Source organism: Achromobacter sp. FW305-C-13 (assembly GCF_058783475.1).
Genome location: NZ_JBYSYN010000001.1, coordinates 962158 through 980119 on the forward strand (window position 1 = coordinate 962158; position 17962 = coordinate 980119).

Annotated in this window: 17 protein-coding genes; 7 read left to right on the forward strand and 10 right to left on the reverse strand. The window is 65.7% G+C overall.

The annotated features are described in order from the left end of the window. Nucleotides 1-19: 19 nt before the first annotated feature. From AC3WMU_RS04260 to AC3WMU_RS04280, 5 genes are all read right to left on the reverse strand, one after another. Nucleotides 20-1609: an EAL domain-containing protein gene (locus tag AC3WMU_RS04260; protein ID WP_006224357.1), complete on the reverse strand. Its 1590-nt coding sequence runs from the start codon at nt 1607-1609 to the stop codon at nt 20-22. A 105-nt stretch (nt 1610-1714) separates the two neighbouring features. Continuing rightward, entirely contained in the window at nt 1715-3013 is a 1299-nt protein-coding gene (locus tag AC3WMU_RS04265; protein ID WP_006224358.1) for an RNA polymerase sigma factor, read from the reverse strand. Beyond that, nucleotides 3010-3417, reverse strand: coding sequence for a VOC family protein (locus AC3WMU_RS04270; RefSeq protein WP_006224359.1), 408 nt, complete (start codon nt 3415-3417; stop codon nt 3010-3012). Before AC3WMU_RS04270 ends, AC3WMU_RS04265 begins: the two co-directional genes overlap by 4 nt. Nucleotides 3418-3460: 43 nt before the next feature. Beyond that, nucleotides 3461-3871 (reverse strand): YciI family protein, encoded by a 411-nt coding sequence (locus AC3WMU_RS04275; protein ID WP_006224360.1) that lies wholly within the window; start codon nt 3869-3871, stop codon nt 3461-3463. A 479-nt stretch (nt 3872-4350) separates the two neighbouring features. Then, nucleotides 4351-4704: a YciI family protein gene (locus AC3WMU_RS04280; RefSeq protein WP_006224361.1), complete on the reverse strand. Its 354-nt coding sequence runs from the start codon at nt 4702-4704 to the stop codon at nt 4351-4353. A 182-nt stretch (nt 4705-4886) separates the two neighbouring features. Here AC3WMU_RS04280 and AC3WMU_RS04285 point away from each other — a divergent pair, with 182 nt between their 5' ends. After that, nucleotides 4887-6278, forward strand: a complete 1392-nt coding sequence (locus tag AC3WMU_RS04285) for an MmgE/PrpD family protein (protein WP_280026035.1) — start codon at nt 4887-4889, stop codon at nt 6276-6278. Nucleotides 6279-6307: 29 nt separating this feature from the next. Here AC3WMU_RS04285 and AC3WMU_RS04290 read toward each other — a convergent pair whose 3' ends face one another. Further along, nucleotides 6308-7036: an IclR family transcriptional regulator gene (locus tag AC3WMU_RS04290; protein ID WP_234704784.1), complete on the reverse strand. Its 729-nt coding sequence runs from the start codon at nt 7034-7036 to the stop codon at nt 6308-6310. 151 nt (nt 7037-7187) lie between these two features. Between AC3WMU_RS04290 and AC3WMU_RS04295 the strand changes: the two genes are divergently transcribed. From AC3WMU_RS04295 to AC3WMU_RS04320, 6 genes are read left to right on the forward strand one after another with little or no spacing between them, the layout of a single operon-like run. Then, nucleotides 7188-8633 (forward strand): FAD-binding oxidoreductase, encoded by a 1446-nt coding sequence (locus AC3WMU_RS04295; RefSeq protein WP_492281894.1) that lies wholly within the window; start codon nt 7188-7190, stop codon nt 8631-8633. Between the two features lie 18 nt (nt 8634-8651). Next, the gene (purB, locus tag AC3WMU_RS04300; protein ID WP_006224365.1) at nt 8652-10016 is read left to right on the forward strand and encodes an adenylosuccinate lyase; all 1365 of its coding nucleotides are present in this window, start codon (nt 8652-8654) and stop codon (nt 10014-10016) included. Between the two features lie 38 nt (nt 10017-10054). After that, the gene (locus AC3WMU_RS04305) at nt 10055-11056 is read left to right on the forward strand and encodes a Bug family tripartite tricarboxylate transporter substrate binding protein (protein WP_492281895.1); all 1002 of its coding nucleotides are present in this window, start codon (nt 10055-10057) and stop codon (nt 11054-11056) included. A 47-nt stretch (nt 11057-11103) separates the two neighbouring features. Further along, a complete protein-coding gene (locus AC3WMU_RS04310) occupies nt 11104-11445 on the forward strand; it encodes a carboxymuconolactone decarboxylase family protein (RefSeq protein WP_035213000.1) in 342 nt (113 codons plus the stop codon). A 14-nt stretch (nt 11446-11459) separates the two neighbouring features. Continuing rightward, nucleotides 11460-12323: a sulfurtransferase gene (locus AC3WMU_RS04315; protein WP_492281896.1), complete on the forward strand. Its 864-nt coding sequence runs from the start codon at nt 11460-11462 to the stop codon at nt 12321-12323. A gap of 7 nt (nt 12324-12330) precedes the next feature. Beyond that, nucleotides 12331-14670, forward strand: coding sequence for a molybdopterin-dependent oxidoreductase (locus tag AC3WMU_RS04320; RefSeq protein WP_035212953.1), 2340 nt, complete (start codon nt 12331-12333; stop codon nt 14668-14670). A 66-nt stretch (nt 14671-14736) separates the two neighbouring features. On the opposite strand, the gene AC3WMU_RS04325 is transcribed toward AC3WMU_RS04320, so the two are convergent. The 4 genes from AC3WMU_RS04325 to AC3WMU_RS04340 all read right to left on the reverse strand — a co-directional run bounded on the left by AC3WMU_RS04325 (nt 14737) and on the right by AC3WMU_RS04340 (nt 17933). After that, nucleotides 14737-15324, reverse strand: a complete 588-nt coding sequence (locus AC3WMU_RS04325) for an HD domain-containing protein (RefSeq protein WP_492281897.1) — start codon at nt 15322-15324, stop codon at nt 14737-14739. Between the two features lie 59 nt (nt 15325-15383). Continuing rightward, nucleotides 15384-16328 (reverse strand): OmpA/MotB family protein, encoded by a 945-nt coding sequence (locus tag AC3WMU_RS04330; protein WP_492281898.1) that lies wholly within the window; start codon nt 16326-16328, stop codon nt 15384-15386. After that, on the reverse strand, nt 16325-17197 hold the full coding sequence (locus tag AC3WMU_RS04335; RefSeq protein ID WP_006224372.1) for a motility protein A: 873 nt from the start codon (nt 17195-17197) through the stop codon (nt 16325-16327). The genes AC3WMU_RS04330 and AC3WMU_RS04335 overlap by 4 nt, the downstream gene beginning before the upstream one ends. A gap of 178 nt (nt 17198-17375) precedes the next feature. Then, a complete protein-coding gene (locus AC3WMU_RS04340; RefSeq protein ID WP_492281899.1) occupies nt 17376-17933 on the reverse strand; it encodes a GNAT family N-acetyltransferase in 558 nt (185 codons plus the stop codon). Between the last annotated feature and the right edge of the window lie 29 nt (nt 17934-17962).

Here is a 17962-nt window from a genome sequence, read left to right on the forward strand (position 1 = left end):
GCATGCCGCAAAGACCGCGTCAGGGGGACACGGACGCGTGGCGCACGCCAGGGCCCACCTGTGCAATGAATCCCTGGAGTTCCTGAATGCTCATAGGGCGGCCAAACAGCCAGCCTTGCGCATATTGGACGCCGCGCGCTTGCAGGATGTCCCGCTGTGTTTCCGTTTCCACGCCTTCGGCGATGACTTGCATGCCCAGCGAGCGTGCCAGGTCGATGATGTGGAAGGTCACCAGGCTGGTCGGCGCCTCGGTGCCGAGCGTGTCCACGAACATCTTGTCGATTTTCAGGAAATCCAGTTCGTAAGTCGCCAGGTACGACAGGTTGGAATGCCCCGTGCCAAAGTCGTCGATTGCCATGCGGAAGCCACCTGCGCGCACCGCCAACAACACATTGCGCGCCTTTTCCGGCGCCATCAGCCCGCGTTCGGTGATTTCGAACATCAGGCTGGCCGGTTCGATTTCTGCGTGTTGCGCCAATTCCCTCATGCGCATCTGGGCATCGTGCGAATGCAGGTCCTCGGATGAGAGGTTGATGGAGATGTGCACGCCCGGGTTCGCCCGCAGCAGCCCGGCAGCTTCCCGCACGACGATCTCCATCACGCGGGCGGTGATCCGCCCGATCATCCCTTGCGCCTCCGCAAGCGGGATGAAAACGTTCGGGCTGACCAGCACGCCGTCTTCATTGCGCCACCGGGCCAGCGCTTCAGCGCCCACGCACCGGCCGTTGCGCAAATCGATGATGGGTTGGTATTCGACGAAGAACTCGTCGCGCTCGAAAGCGGCCTGCAACTCGCCGCTCAAGGACAAGCGGCGCCGCGCGACAACGCCAACGGCGCCCGTCAGCAGCACGCCCAGGGCGAGGCCAACGGGTCCCAGTACGTACGCGGAACGCCGTACCTGCGCCGCCACCAGCGAAGATGGTATGGCCGCCAGCGCTGCGCTGTCGGTCGTCTGCGACGGCCGGATGACCACCAGATAGCCGTTGTCTTCGAACTGGACGGGCTGGTCGCGATAGCGGTGGGCCCATTCCCCGCGGATGGCGCCGCGGTGTCCCACGATCTGGTGCTGGCCGCCGATAAAGAATGCCAGGGACACGGCGGAATCCCGGTTCAGCAGATCCAGCCCCAGATCGGCGTCGGCAAGCGCGGCATATCCGTCGCGTCCCACCACGCTGAAGGCCTGGCCCGGCAGGCCGGGCAGTTCGACCGCGCTCCAGAAGTGCAATCCGGACTGGCGATTGGCGTCGGGCTTGCCGAGATTGATGCGGATATCTTGCGTGCCGAGCGTTGTGCAAATAAGCGCATCGTTCTCGAGGCGGCCCATGCCCGCCACGTGGCTGAAAGAGCCGGACAGCATGCTCATGCGGGCCAGTTGTTCCGTCGAGCAAGGGGGGCCGGCGGGATGGTTGTTCAGGGCGCTGATGGCGTCGCTGATTTGCAGGCGTGCGGTGTCGGCACGTTGCAACACATCGTCCGCCATGTCATGCAGCGTGGCCAATACATCCTCGCGCCCCTGGATTTGCGCCAAGAGCAACGACAACGAGAAGGGTACGAGCAGAGCCAGTACTCCGACCGCCGACGCCAGCAACACCGTGCCAGTCTTGTTCATGCGCCGCTCCATCCCCCGCATTTTTGTGTCGGATGAGGCTACTCCCGGCAGGAGGCCGCGGCGTGTGCATTGACAATATTTGACAGTCGAAGGGAGCGTGCGGTCTCACCCCGGGTTGGACGAGGGGTCTTGCCCCTGCATGTCGCGGGCGCGCGCCAGCAGCAACTCGCGTTCGCGGGCGTTGCGCGTCATGCCGGCGGCGCGCTCGAATTCCGCGTAGGCCTCGGCGTGGCGGCCGAGCTTGGCGAGCAGGTCGCCGCGCACGCTGGGCAGCCAATGGTAGTTGGCCAGTGCTGCATCCGCCGCCAGCGCGTCGACGAGGTCAAGCCCCGCTTGCGGGCCGAACGCCATGCCGACGGCAACGGCGCGGTTCAGCGCCACCACTGGCGACGGCATCACTTGCGCGAGCGCGTCGTAAAGCGCCACGATGCGCGGCCAATCGGTGTCCTGCGGCGTGCGGGCGCGCGCATGGCAGGCCGCCAATTCGGCCTGCAAGGCATACGCGCCCAACGCCCCGCCTTGGGCGGCCGACCGCGCCAGCGCCGCCAGTCCGCGCCGGATCAGCAAGGGGTCCCAGCGGCCGCGGTCCTGCTCCATCAGCAGCACCGGGCGGCCTTGCGCATCGGTGCGGGCCCGCAGGCGGGAGGCCTGCAGTTCCATCAGCGCCACCAGCCCATGCACCTCGCCTTCGCCCGGAGTCAGTTCAGCCAGGATGCGGCCGAGGCGCAACGCTTCGTCGCACAGCGCCGGGCGCATCCAGTCATCGCCCGACGTGGCCGAATAGCCTTCGTTGAAAATCAGGTAGATGACCTCCAGCACGGACGCCAGGCGCGGGCCGCGGTCCTGCTCGCGAGGCACTTCAAAGGGCACCTTGGCCGCGGTCAGGCTACGCTTGGCGCGCACGATCCGCTGGGCAATCGTGGACTCCGACGCCAGGAAGGCGCGGGCGATCTCTGCGGTAGACAGACCGCCCAGCAAGCGCAGCGTGAGCGCCACGCGCGCTTCGGTGGACAGCACCGGATGGCAGGCGGTGAACACCAGGCGCAGCAGGTCGTCACCGATATCGTCCTGGCGGGCGGCGTCCAGCGCATCGACAAAATCGGGTTCCACGTCGGCCTGCAAGGCCTCCAGCTCGTGGCCGATCTGATCGTGCTTGCGGGTGTGCAGCGCGTCCAGGCGCAAGCGGTCGCGGGCGCGGTTTTTTGCGGTGGTCATCAGCCACGCTCCCGGGTTATCCGGCACGCCGGTATCGGGCCAGCGCTCCAGGGCGGCCACCAGCGCATCCTGCGCCAGCTCTTCAGCCAGGCCGACATCGCGCACCAGCCGCGCGACGCCGGCGATGACGCTGGCGGCTTCGATCCGCCAGACCGCCTCGATGGCCCGATGGGTTGCCGCCTGGCTCATGCGCCGGCCGCTTCGCCCGGAACCATGTACACCAGTTCCCAGATATGGCCGTCCAGGTCTTCGAAGCCATGGCCGTACATGAAGCCATGGTCTTGCGGCGCACGCGGCGCAGTGCCGCCAGCGGCCACCGCCCGGGCGACCAGATCATCGACTTCGGCGCGGCTTTCGCAAGACAGGCAGATCAGTACTTCGGTGGCCTGGGTGGCGTCGACCAGCGGCTTGCCGGTGAACCCCTGGAAGAAGTCCTTGGTCAGCAGCATGGCGTAGATGTCGTCGCTGATGACCATGCAGGCGCCCTGGTCGTTGGTGAACTGCGGGTTGAAGGTGAAGCCCAGGCGCTTGAAAAAGGCTTGGGATTTCTGCATGTCGCCGATGGCGAGGTTGACGAATATCTGCTTGTGCATGGGTTTGCTCCGGTGTGGGCCTGGCGCGTTGCGGCCAGGGCGATCAGCGGCTGACGCCTGGAATGTCACGGAAACGGTCAACGGCCTGGCTGGGGGCGAAGTCTTCCAGCTCGTACAGCTGGCGTACTTCGATGTCGCAAGGTTGGCCGATGAAGGGTTCGGGAAAACGCAGCGCCCACTGCATCGCCTCTTCGCGCGAGCGCACCTGGATCATGGTATAGCCGGCGATCAATTCCTTGGTCTCGGCAAAAGGCCCATCCACCACCGTGCGCTGGCCTCCCTCGTAGTGCACACGCCATCCTTTGGACGAGGGCTTCAAGCCGTTGGCGTCCAGCAGCACGCCGGCCTTGGCCAGCGCTTCATGGTAGGTCGCCATTGAGGCTAGCAGGCTTTCTTCCGGCATCAGGCCGGCTTCGCTGTCGGGCGTGGCCCGGACGATGATCATGAATCGCATCTGAGTCTCTCCTGGGGGTTGGACATCGCAGCCTGGGTTCCCGTCGGGACTTTCGGCTTGTACTGGGACGACGAACGGGAAGACGCTGGATCGACAAAGAATTTTCGGTCCTAGGGTAAATACCGGGATGCGGGCCAGGAAGAAGCCGCCATGCAGCCTGTTACGAACCGCCGGACCTGGTTGCAGCCGCCTCTCCTACACTCGCAGCGTTTTGTTCCAAACGAGGGTTGATATGAAAATGTTGTGCGGTCTGGCCTTGGCGGCCATTTTGCTTTCCGGCTGTGCCGTTTACACGCCCAGCGGTTCGGTCGTTGTCGATCCCCATGACGGGGGTGGCCGTGGCGGATTCTGTCCGCCCGGACAAGCCAAGAAAGGAAACTGTTGACCGACAGGCCAGGCCTGGCCCGGCTTTTTCGGGCCGGCGCTCCGGTTTCTTGCCGGGGACTTGCTGTGCGGGGCGTGGCGTCGAGCGGGAGGCCCTACATGAAACAGGGTCCCAATTCACGAACCTCGACCGTCGCCCATTGCGCCGCCGGGCATTCGGCGGCCAGCGCCAGGGCTTCTTCGCGGCTGTCGCACGTCAGCAGGAAGAATCCGCCGATCATTTCCTTGGCCTCGGCGTAGGGGCCGTCCACCAGCGAGCGTTCGCCGTCGCGGATTTGCAGGCGCACGCCTTCGGACTCGGATTTCAGGGATTCAGCTTGCGTCAGCAGGCCGCGCGCCTTCAACCCTTCGGCATAGCGCACCATCTGCGCATAGGCCTCGCGGCCTTCCTCGGGCGTGCGTTGGGCGCGCTGGCCCACGGGTTCAACGATCAGCAGCAGGTAGGACATGGGGTTTCCGGATTCTGGCTCACGGTGGCGGGTTCGGAAAGCTTACGTCAGTCTTCCTGGAAAATCGATGCGAAAGCCGCTCGTGAAACCAGGAACGAACTCGCAACGGTACGGGAGGTTTTCATTGACGTGAAGATCGGGTAATGTTTCATTAAATAAAATAAATTCCATTAGATGAAACCGTGAATCGTCCCGTCCTCACCCGCGAAAACTCGCTTGTCGTCCACCTTTGCGGCTTGTCGCAACGCCCCATCGCTTCACATACACGCGAGCGTCTGGCCCAGGCTTTCCTGGATTGGTTTACGGCCGGCTGGTCGGGGGCGACTGCAACTTGCGCGGAAAACTACCGCCGCGTGGCGGGGGACTGCCATCCCGGCGCAGGGGACGCTCCCGTGTTTGGGGGCGCCCAGATGAACGCCAACGGGGCGGCATTCGCCAATGCGGCCATCGCCCATATTCGGGAAATCGACGACGCGCACCGTGCCGCCATGCTGCACCCGGGTGTGGTGTCCGTCACACCGGTGTTGGCATTGGCGGCCAGCGCAGGCATGACGCAACGGCAGGTGGCCGACGCGGTCATCGCCGGCTATGAAGTATCGCTGCGCTTGGGCGAAGCGCTGGGCACACGCCATGCGGCGGGGTTTCATGCCACCGCGACGGCCGGCGCCGTGGGGGCGGCGGCGGCATCAGGGGTCGCGATGGGGCTGACGCCGGCCATGCTGCATCATGCCCTGGGAATCGGCGCCACGCAGGCGGCCGGGTTATGGCAGTTGGTCGATGATGACGCGCACGAGGCCAAATCGCTGCATCCGGCATTCGCCGTGCGTAACGGCATGGCGGCGGCTTATGCCGCGCGCGCCGGCCTGCCCGGCGCACAGCGCTTTGCGACGGGTTCACGCGGGCTGTATCGATTGTTGGCCGGGGACGGCCCGCTGGACGCGCTGGACGGCGGCCTGGATGCGCCCGAACGCGTGAACACTGCCACGATCAAGGCCTGGCCTTGTTGCGCGCAGCTTTTCACGCCGCTGGACGCTACCCGGGAGTTGATGGACCAGCATGCACCCGCGCCGGATGAGATCGAATCCATAGACGTGGAGATCTTCACGCACGCGCTGAAGATCGCCGGGGTCGAGTGGCCCGCCAAGCCGGCAGAAACGTGCTTCTCTTTGCGGTACGTGGTGGCGCGTTTGCTGCTTGCGGGCAAGCTGGGCATTGAAGACATGGAATCCCCGGACCTGCATGCGCCGGGCCTGTTGGCGCTGGCGCGCCGCATCACGGTGCGCACAAGCGAGGTCTTCCAGCAGGAATTCCCCCGCCTGCGCCCTTGCCGCGTGACGTTGACGCTGAAAGACGGGCGGCAATGGAGCGCGCTGAGGAAGCTGCGCAAGGGGGATCCGGAAGATCCCTATAACTGGGCGTCGTTGCAGGCGCGCATGCGCGCCTTCGCGCCCGCGATGGACGACGCCGCAGCGAGGGCCATTGTGGCTTGGTGCGAGCGTTTTACGGATGCCGGCCAGGACGCGGACATCTGCCTGCCAGCGCCTGGGCTGTTTGGGGCAGCGCCGCATTCCTAGGGGCGTCGGGCCGGCCGGCGCCGGCGTTTTCAGGCGTCGGCTTTGGGCGTCCAGGCCGCAGGGGGCGTGGTGCGAAATCCTTGCAGGGCGAGCTCGTGGCGCACGATTTCCACTGCCTTGAGCTGCGCGGCCTCGTCATGGCGGGATGCCAAACCGAGTACGACCAGCGCACCGATGAAGGCGTCGTCGGCATCGAACACCGGCAGGGCCACCGATGCCATTTCGGCAACCCGTTCGGAACGGGTCATCGCATATCCGTGTTCGTGGATGCCGCGAGCAAGGGGCGTGGTTCCACCGGTGAACGCCCGCAGCACATGCGCAGAAGACCCGCCATCCTTCAGACTGATCCGCTTGCCGACCTCGACGTGGTGACGCACTTCCCTGGAGGTGTTTTCGCGGTACAGGCAGATGCGGTCTTCACCGCTGCGCACGTACAGCGCAACGGTTTCGCCTGTCTGTTCCATGATGCTGCGCAGTGCCGGCTGCAAGCGCGAGCCCAGGTCGAACGTGTCGCGGTAGAGCATGCCCATGTGCAGCAGCGCCGGTCCTAGCGCGTAGGTGCTGCTGTCGTAGCGATGAATCATGCGCGCCTTGATGAACACGCCGAGCAGGCGCAGCAGCGTGGCTTTGTCCAGGCCGGTGCGTTCAGCCAGGTCGCGCAGCGACAGGCGCAGATTGTCTTCGCCGAAGCACTCCAGAACGGAAATGCCGCGTTCGAGCACGCCGGCGGGCGGCTTAGGGGAATTCTCGCTTGACACGGTTTCAGATGCTTCCTATAGTTTTGTTCAATAAAACATATTTTAATCAATGAAACGAAAGTCGGCTACCGGACCAGGGAACGCCGCTCGATTTCAACCAGGAGACACGCAAACGCCGGGCATGACGCCCGGCCACGCGGACCGTAGCATTATGCCCAATCAGATTGATGCTCTCGCAACGGCGCTGCGCGCCATCATCGGCCCGGGACACGTGTTGACCGCCGACGCCGATACGGCGCGCTACACCACGGACTGGCGTCGAAACTTTCCGGGCGTGGCGCGCGCCGTGGTGCGGCCGGCCAACACCCTGGAAGTGTCGCGCGTGGTGGCGTTATGCGCGGCGCACAGGGTGGCCGTGGTGCCGCAGGGAGGCAACACCGGACTGGTCGGCGGCTCGACGCCCGATGCCTCCGGGCGGGAGGTGGTGTTGAGCCTGGACCGCATGACGGCTGTGCGCCGCGTGGATGCGCTGGACAACAGCATCACGCTGGAAGCGGGCTGCACGGTGCTTGCCGCCCAGCAGGCGGCCTCCGAGGCCGGCCGGCTGTTCGCCCTGTCCCTCGCTTCTGAGGGAAGCGCCACGGTGGGCGGGGTGGTCTCCACCAATGCTGGCGGTGAACAAGTACTGCGTTATGGCAATACGCGGGACCTTACGCTAGGCCTGGAGGTGGTGCTGGCCGACGGCAGCGTGCTGCCGCAGTTGGGCACGCTGCGCAAGGACAACACCGGCTACGACCTCAAGCAATGGTTCATCGGCGCCGAAGGCACGCTGGGCGTGGTCACCGCCGCGGCCTTCAAGCTGTACGCGTTGCCCCGCAAGGTCGTGACGGCCTGGGTCGCGGTGCCGACGCCGCAAGCCGCGGTGGATCTCCTGGCCCGCTTGACGGATGCGGTGGGCGAGCGCGTGACGGCCTTCGAGCTGATCGGACGCCAGACCTTGACCCAGGTGCTGGCGCATCCCTTGGATGGCATGCGCGATCCGCTTGGGCAACCGTCGCCCTGGGCCGTGCTTTTCGACGTGTCGGAAACCTCGGCGCTGATGGATCCCGAGCCCGCGGTTCAGGCCGTGCTGGAAGCGGCGATGGAGGAGGGGGGCGTCACCGACGCGGTGATCGCTGCGTCTGGCCGCCAGGCGCACGACCTCTGGGCGTTGCGCGAGCACGTGCCGGAAGCGCAGCGGCTGGACGGCCGGTCCATCAAACACGATATCTCGGTGTCGGTGTCCCGGATTCCCGAATTCATCGCAACCGCCGGCGCAAGGCTTCAGGCGTTGATGCCCGGCATCCGCATCGTCTGCTTCGGCCACGTCGGCGACGGCAATCTCCACTACAACCAGAGCAAGCCCGAGGGCATGGCCGACGCCGCCTTCCGCGCGCAGGAAGACGCGGTGCATGACGCCGTGCACGAAACCGCCGCTGCATTGGGCGGCTCAATTTCCGCCGAGCATGGCATCGGCCGGCTCAAGCAGCAAGCGTTTCTCCAGTTCAAACCTGCCGTGTCCGTTGAGGTCATGCAGCGCATCAAGCACGCGCTGGATCCCTTGGGCACATTCAACCCCGGCCGCCTGTTTCCGCGTACCGACCGCCAACCTTCCTAATCATCAGGATCCTGCGCCATGCCCGTTTCCGTCTTCGACATGCAATCGCTCCAGCATCTTTGGAGCACCGACGAATTGCGCGACATCTTCTCGGAAGAGACCCGCATCCAGAAGTGGCTTGACTTCGAGGCGGCATTGGCCGAAGCGCAAGCCGAGCTGGGCATCATTCCGGCCGCGGCAGCAAAGGAGATCCGTGCCCAGGCCAAGATCGCGAATATCGATATCAGCCAGATGTCGGCAGAGATCCGGCGCATCAAGCATTCATTGGTCCCTGCGCTGAAGCAATTGCAAGCGCGTTGCGGCGCTGACCACGGCGAATGGGTGCACTACGGCGCCACGACGCAGGATGTGGTCGACACCGGCGTAGCCTTGCAACTCAAAGCGGTGCACGCCGTCATCTTGCGCGATGTCGCGGCCGTGGGGCACGAGTTGGCGCGGCTGGCGCAAGCACATCGCGACACGCCCATGGCGGGACGCACGCACGGAGTGCAGGCGCTTCCCATCACGTTCGGGCACAAATGCGCGGTCTGGCTGGACGAGTTGTCCCGCCATCATGACCGCCTGAAAGAGTCCGAAGCGCGGGTGCTGGTGGGCATGGTCGCCGGAGCCGTGGGCAGTCAGGCGTCGCTGGGCGAACAGGCTGAAGAGGTGGAGCGACGCACGCTGGCCAAGCTGGGGCTGGGCGCGCCCGCGGTCAGTTGGGCGCCCGCGCGCGACAGGTTCACCGAATACGCGTTGGTGCTGGCCATGCTGGGGGCCACGTTGTCGAAGATCGGCAACGAGCTCTTCAATATGCAAAGAAACGAATTCGGCGAAGTGGAGGAAGCGTTCTCGGCGGGCAAGCTGGGCTCGTCCACCATGCCGCACAAGCGCAATCCGACTTCGGCCGAAAACCTGGCCGGCTTGTGCCGGCCGTTGCGTGCCAGCGCGGCGTTGATGCTGGAAGGCATGGTGCAGGAAGGTGAGCGCGACGGTGTGGCCTGGAAGATCGAATGGAAAGCGTTGCCCGAGTGCTGCCTGATCGCCGGCGCCATGCTGTTCCAGGCCAAGAACCTGCTGGCCGGACTGCGGGTGGATGCGGACGCCATGGCGTTGAACCTGGACCGCATGCGCGGCTACCTGCTCTCCGAACACGTGATGCTGGAACTGTCTGAACGCGTGGGCAAGCAGACGGCCCATGAGTGGATCTATGAAGCGTCGATGCATGGCATCACCCACAAGCTCGATTTCGCCCAGGCATTGCGCCAGCATAAGGACCTGGCGGCGCTGCTGGGCGAAGACGAGATCCTGCGTCTGACCGACCCTGCCGGCTATCTGGGGCAGTGCGCCGCGTCAGTGGACAGGGTGGTGCAGAGACAACAGGCCGGATGGCTTGGCGCCTGACGGATTCCCTGAAAAAAACAAGCCAGGAGACAGACACTATGGGCATTTCTTTCACCATCCGCCGGGGCCGGCGATTTGGGGCCGCCGCCGTAGTTGCAGGGGTGGGCATGGCTGCTGTGGCGGGCGGCGTGGCGCACGCCGCGTATCCCGATCGTCCCATCACGCTGGTGGTAGGTTTTCCGCCGGGCGGCGGAGGCGATCTCTACGGACGCCTGGTCGCGACCGCCATGGGCAAGACGATCGGCCAGACCGTGATTGTCGAGAATCGGCCGGGGGCGGGCGGCAACATCGCCGCCGGCCTTGTCGCCAAGGCGGCGCCCGATGGCTACACCATCCTGTTGGCCATGAGCGGCAATCTGGCCGTGTCGCCCGCGCTGAAGCCGCAGAGCCTGCCCTACAAGGTGCCGGAGGACTTCACGCCGATCGGCCTGATCCTGGAAGCGCCGCATGGCTTGTTCGTCGCGACACCGTCGCGCTTCAAGACTGCGCAGGAAGTGATCAAGACCGCCAAGGACAAGGAGTTGACCTTCGCTTCCACCGGCACCGGCGGGGCGGCCCACATCGGCATGGAAACCATCAAGGAACTCGGACACCTGAAGCTGCTGCATGTGCCGTACAAGGGGTCTGGCCCTGCGATTACCGACATGATCGGCGGGCAGATCGACATGTTCTTCGCCACCGCGTCGCCGCTGGTGCCGCAGGTGCAGCAAGGCCAATTGCGCGTGCTTGCGTTGACCGGCAGCCAGCGCAGTCCGATCTTGCCGGACGTGCCCACGTTCAAGGAGCTTGGCATCGATATGACCATGACGCAATGGTATGGCCTGGCGGCGCCGGCCGGCACGCCGCCTGATGTGGTCAAGGTATTGTCCGACAGCCTGTCGCGCGCCTTGAAGGATACGTCAGTGCAGAACGCCATCCGCAAGGACGCCGCCATGGAGCGCGACCTGCCGTTGGACCAGTTCAAGCAATACATCATTCAGGACATCGCCAATTACCGCAAAGCCGCTACCCCCGACCTGCTGAAACAGATCGGGCAGTAGGGCCGCGCTTGTACAACCCGACCATCCTCAAACCGGGAGACTTCTTCATGTTGCAGAACTGGACCGACACGCTCGCCAACAACCGCAAGGCGGGCGAAGCGCTGGGCAAGCACAATCCCCAACTACTTACCGCGTTCCGCGCGTTGAACCAGGCGCAAGGCGCCACCGGCACGCTGGATGCCAAGACGCGCGAGCTGATCGCCTTGGCGGTGGCCGTCACGACGCGCTGCGACGGTTGCATCGCGGCGCACGCCGACGCCGCACGCAAGGCCGGCGTGACCGAAGTGGAATTGAGCGAAGCGTTGAGTACCGCCATCGCCCTGAACGCCGGTGCGGCCTACGTGTATTCGCTGCGTGCGATGGACGCGTTGGCGGCCGGCCAGGCTTGAATGGGGAACCGCGTATGTACGACACCTTGATCGCCGCGGAGGAATTGGCCCGCGCGTTGGCGCAACCGGGGCGGGACGACATCCTGGTCCTGGACTGCGGCTTTGACCTGACGGATGCGCAGGCGGGGCGCCGCCATTACGACGCCGGGCATATCCCGGGCGCGGCCTACGTGCATCTGGAAGATACGCTCAGCGGCACCAAGACGGGGGGCAACGGGCGCCATCCGCTGCCTGACCGCACGGCCTTCGCGCAGGCGATGGCCGCGCTGGGCGTAAGTCGCCAGACGCAAGTCGTCGCCTATGACAATGCAGGCGGCATGTACGCGGCGCGCCTTTGGTGGCTGCTTCGCTGGATCGGCCATGACGCTGTGGCGGTGCTGGACGGCGGCGAGGGCGCCTGGCAAGCTGCGGGATACCCGCTTACCACGGACGCGCCCGCCAAGCGGGCCGCGGGCGCGCTGCCGGTCCGCGACAGCCGCCAGCCCACGCTCGGCTACGTGCAACTGCGCCAGGCGCTGGCCGCGGGCGGACGCGTCGTGCTGGATGCGCGCGCGCCAGACCGCTACCGGGGCGAGAACGAAACACTGGACGCCGTCGGCGGCCACATTCCGGGTGCGTGCAATCGGTTCTTCCGGGATAACCTGGGCGCCGATGGCCGGTTTCTTCCCGCCGACCAGTTGCGTCAGGCCTTCCTGTTGCGCATGGACGGCCGCGCGCCGACCGACGTCATCAGCCAGTGCGGCTCCGGGGTCACGGCGTGCCACAATTTGCTTGCCATGGAAGTGGCGGGGTTGACGGGCGCGACCCTGTACCCTGGCTCGTGGAGCGAATGGAGCGCGCAACCAGACGCCCCGATCGCCACCGGCCCTGATGCCTGAACCCCTCATGAACGATTCTGTCTCCCGCCCGCCCCGTCCCGACACGGACCGCAAACCCCACAGTGCCCATTGGGGTGTTTTCTCCGCTGCCTGGAAAAAAGGTGCGCTCGAGGTGCTGCCGCACCCGGGCGATCCGGACCCCAATCCGTTGATCCAGAACTTCACCAACGCGCTGGACCACCCGGTACGGGTCAAGGCGCCCATGGTGCGGCGGGGGTGGCTGGAACGGGGGCCGGGACCCGACGCCGCTCGGGGCCGCGACGGCTATGTGCAAGTCAGTTGGGAGCACGCGCTGGACCTGCTGGCCGCCGAATTGAAGCGCGTCAAGGACTTGCATGGTCCGCAAGCCGTGTTCGGAGGCTCTTACGGCTGGTCCAGCGCGGGGCGCTTCCATCACGCCCAGAGCCAGGTCCACCGGTTCCTGAATACGGCGCTGGGCGGTTACGTGCGATCGGTTAACAGTTACAGCGCCGGCGCGTCGGCCGTGATCCTGCCGCATATCCTGGGCAGCATGGACGACGTGGCGCGCCGCAACGTCACGTGGGAGCAGATCGTGGGGCACACGGACGTCGTGCTCGCGTTCGGCGGCATGGCTTTGAAGAACTCGCGGGTGGCCAGTGGCGGCATCAGCCGCCATATCGAACGCGAATCCATGCGCCAGGCCGCAGCGCGGGGCTGCCGTTTCATCAATATCAGCCCGTTGTCATCGGATTTTCCGACAGATGCTCAGGCGGAGTGGATACCGGCCGTGCCTGGCACCGACGTGGCGCTGATGCTGGCCCTGGTGCACGAGCTGGTCGCCCACGGGTGGCATGACGAGGTATTCCTGGCGCAGTTCTGCGAGGGCTGGGAGGATTTCCAGCACTATCTGCTGGGCCGCCAAGACGGACAGGCGAAGAACGCGGCTTGGGCCGCCGCCATTTGCGGCGTACCCGCAGCGAAGATCGCCGAGCTGGCGCGACTGTTGCGCGGCAAGCGGGTGCTGGTGACGGTCGCGCATTCGCTGCAGCGCGCCGAACACGGCGAGCAGCCCGTCTGGATGGCGGCTGTGCTGGCGGCCGCGCTCGGCCAGCTGGGTTTGCCCGGCGGCGGCTACGCCTACGCGCTGGGTACGCTGGCGCATTACGGCAAGCGCAGCAATGCCGTGCCGGTGGCGTCCTTGCCGCAGGGGGTCAACGGGGTTAAGGCCTTCATTCCCGTCGCGCGGATTTCTGACATGTTGCTGCACCCTGGGGAACCCTTTGACTACAACGGCAAGCGCATGCCGTATCCGCACGTGCGCCTGGCCTATTGGGCGGGCGGCAATCCGTTCCATCATCACCAGGACCTCAAGCGTCTGACGTGCGCGTTCGCCACGCTGGACACATTCGTCGTTCATGAGATCGGCTGGACCGCCACGGCGCGCCATGCCGACATCGTCCTGCCCTGCACGATGACGCTGGAACGCGAGGACATCGGCGGCGCGCCGACGGATCCGCTCCTGGTGGCCATGCACCGTATCGCCGCGCCCAACGGCCAGGCGCGTGATGATTACGACATCTTCGCAGACTTGTCGGAGCGCCTGGGCACGCGGCAGGCTTTTACCGAAGGTCGCACCAGTGGCCAATGGCTGCGCCACCTTTACGAAAAGACCCGGGTAGCCTTGCAGGAAAAAGGCCTGGACGCGCCCGATTTCGACCAATTCTGGGAAAAGGGCGAATTGACGCTTCCCCAACAAGATGACGATGGCGGCATCTTGCGCGCGTTCCGCGCAGACCCCTCCGGCAAGCCGTTGCCCACGCCCAGCGGCAAGGTCCAGATCAGCTCTCCGGTCATTGCCGGTTTCGGCTATGTGGATTGTCCGGGCCATCCGGCATGGCTGCCGCCGGAAGATGCGCCTACGCCGGCTTTCCCGTTGTTCCTGGTCGCCAACCAACCCGCCACCCGTCTGCATAGCCAACTCGACTTCGGCGCGCATAGCGCGTCCCGAAAGCGCCAAGACCGGGAAGTTTGCACGCTGCACCCGCAGGATGCCGCCGCGCGAGGCATTGCCGATGGCGATATCGTCCGGCTGTTCAATGCGCGTGGCGCCTGCTTGGCCAGCGCCGCGCTCAGCACGACCATCATGCCCGGGGTGGTGCAACTGCCCACCGGCGCCTGGTACGACCCGGTCGAGGACGCCAGCGGCCAGGTGGCGCTGTGCGGCCATGGCAATCCGAACATCTTGACGCGCGACGCCGGTACCTCATCGCTGGCGCAGGGCTGCAGCGGGCAACTGACTTCGGTGCAGGTCGAACGCTTTGACGACGCTTTGCCTCCGATGCGCGCGTTCGAAGCGCCGGCCGCCGAGACGGTTGTCAGCGGGTAGCGGTCGGCGCCCGCCGCACACCGCCCATCAGGCGCTGCCCACGGGCGGCGCCCGTTGGCCTATTCTTCACGTCTGGCCCGAAAAATGCCGTGTGACCCATCGCTCGCACACCGCCCATAGCTCGGGCGCGCCTTTTTTGATGGCGGGCCCATAGCGCGAAACGACCTGTTCCAGCGACACGCCGCTTTCGGTCCAGGTGCCGCCGCCCGTGTGGATGTTGATCAGCAGCGGCTGAAAACGGTCGAGGGCTTTCGCGAACTGGGCGTCGTCGGTCTCGGCTTGCTCGAATTCCTGCCACAGCCCCAGGAATTCGTCGCGTTGCGCCTGCGGCAGCAGGCCAAACAGCCGCGTCGCCGCCTGGGATTCACGTTCAGCCTGCCGTTCTGCGGAATGCCCGCCGTGGATCGGCGTATCGCCGACGTCGATCTCGACGACGTCATGCAGCAGGAGCATCTGCATGACCCGGTTGATATTGACCGACCCGGCGGCATACTGGCCCAGGACCAGCGCGTACATCGCCAGGTGCCAGGAGTGCTCGGCGGTGTTTTCCTTCCGGCTTTGATCCAGCAGCGGCGATTGCCGGATGACCGTCTTCAGCCGGTCGATTTCCCGTAGAAAATCCAGCTGCCTTTCCAGTGCCGTCGATTGCGTCATCTTGCCCGCCCAGAGTTTGTCCACCCTCCAGTGTACGGAAATGCGTCAGCCCTGGCGGGTCACCGCGCTGGGTCGGCAGCTTGGGCGGGGGCCTGGGCCTGCTTGACCGGGGTCTGCTTCGGCGCGATGTCCATGATCAGTTCGACGCGGCGGTTGGCGGCGCGGCCGGCTTGCGTGTCGTTGGACTCGATGGGACGGGTTTCGGCGTAGCCCACGGCACGCAGCCGCTGCGCCGACACGCCGTCGCGCACCAGTTCACGCAGCACGCTGGTGGCGCGGCTGCTGGACAGTTCCCAATTGGAGGCGAATTGCCGGGTCTGGATCGGCACTGGGTCGCTGTGTCCTTCCACCGACACCTGATATTCGTTCTTGGTCAGGATGGCGGCCAGGCGCTTGATGACCTCCAGGCCGGCGGGGCTGAGCGTGGCTTGGCCCGAGGGGAACAGCAATTCATTGCTGATGCGGAAGCTGACGGACTGCTCGTTGATGATCACGTCCACCGACTTGCCCAGGTCGCCCAGGCCCAGCGATTCCTTGGAAGGCGCCTTCAACGGCGGGGCGGCGTCGGCCACTTTCACGCCGTCGTCGACGGGGGGCGCTTCGGCGGCTTGGCTTTCAGCGGGCGGTTCGGCCCAGCTGGCAGGGATCGGCGTGGCGTCGAATTCGGCGTATTCGCCATCGTATTTAGGCAGGCCGCTTGCGGCCAGCGTGCCGACCAGCTCAACGGGCGTGTCGGACGCGGCAGGCGCCTGACCGTGCAGGCGCGCCACCGCCAGCATCACCACCAGCATGGCCAGCAGCAGGGTGATCAGGTCCAGATAGCTCAGCAACCAGTTCTCGGAGTCCTGCTCCACGGTCTCTTCGACGTGCCAGCGGGCGTAACGATCCTTGCGGTCGGTCTGGCTGGGGCGCCAGCCGCTGTTGTCCGCCGCTTTCTGGGCGCGCAACTGGGCCTGGCGGGCCTGTTCGATCCGCTGCGCCAGGGAAGGGGAAATCAGGCTCATTGACGCGCGGCGGCCGGACGGGTGATGGAGACGGGTTGGGCGGCGGGTTTGACCTGGCCTTCCGTCTTGGGTTTGGGCTGCGTCGTGGCGGCCAGGCCGCCGTCGTAGATTTCGTCTTCGACGTGCATGACGAAGGAATTCAGGGTCTCGCGCACGACCGCCGGGCCGCGCTTTTCGCACATCATCGAGATGCCTTGCAGCACCATGTTCATGGATTCAATGCGGCGGGCGGTGCGGCGTTCAAGCTTCAAGGCGATCGGCTTGCAGACCAGGTTGGCCAGCAGGATGCCATAGAACGTCGTCATCAGGCCCACGGCCAGATGCTGGCCGATCATCGTCATGCTGCCGTCGCCCAGCACCGCCATCAGGTTGATCAGGGCGACCAGCGTGCCCAGCATGCCGAAGGCCGGCGCAAAGGTGGCCATCACGCGGAACATCTGCGCTTCGGCCTGTTCGCGGGCCCGCAGCCGGGCGACGCGCCATTGCAGCACTTCGATGATCTGGTCTTCGGGGGTGTTGTCGATGATGAGCTGCACGCCCGTGCGCAGGAACGGGTTCGAGACCTTCTTGAGCTCTTGCTCGACCTTGTGGACGTCGGTGTTCATCCACAACTGCGCCATCGACACCAGTTCTTCGATATCGCGCTGCTGGTCGTGCTGGTCGTTGCGGAACACGGTGCGCACCAGCTTGAAGATGCGCAGCACTTCAGGCAGCGGGTAGGCGATGAACAGCGCGGCGCAGGTGCCGCCCAGAACGATGGCCAGGCCGGGCAGGTTGAAGTACATGCTGGCGTCGGTGGCGGACAGCGCGACGACGATCAGCAGGGTAAGCAGGCCGACGACGGCGCCGATGACGGAAGACGGATTCATGGATCTTGGCCGAAAGGGTAGGCATGCCGCGCGCGGAATGCCGGATTTTCGGGAAATTCTAGCCAGGACCCGAGCGAGTCAATCCGCCGGAAAAGAGGGCGAAAGGGCCGGTAAGCGCCGGCTTAACCGCTTAGTCAGCCGGCGGTCTGGCGCCAAAAATGGGGTCGTATTCCGCTGCTCAAGCATGGCGCTGGCGCCGGGCCAGCCATTCTTCGCGGGTGATTTCCCAGATTTCCGCGGGCTGGCGGCCGCTGACGAAGCCGCGCTCTTCGGTGCCCACCACGCGCATTCCGCTGCGTTCGGAGATCTTGCGCGATCCGGTGTTGGCGACGGCCTTGGGCGCCCGCAGGAGCGGCTTGCCCAGCACCTCGAACCAATAGGCGGTGACGGCGTCGCTGGCTTCGGTCATGTAGCCGCGGCCATGGAAGTCCGGGGCCAGCCAGAAGCCGCGGTTGTTATGGGATTCGTCGTCCATCAGGCTGATCACGCCGATCAGGCGGCCGGGGGCGTCCAGCGTGCGTACGGTCCAATGCCATTGTTCGCCCCGGCGGATGGCGGGCAGCGCCACGCGCTCGATGTAGTCACTTGCGCCGTTGTCCGGGTACGGCCAGGGCACCTGATCCGCCAGGAAACGCACGATCTCCCATTGCGGAAAGACGCGCTGGATGGCATCGGCGTCCTCCATGCCTAGCGGCAGCAGGGTAAGGCGGGCGGTGGTCAGGGCGGGGTAGGGCATGGTGGCGGCGGGGCGGGCGCAGAGGGGCC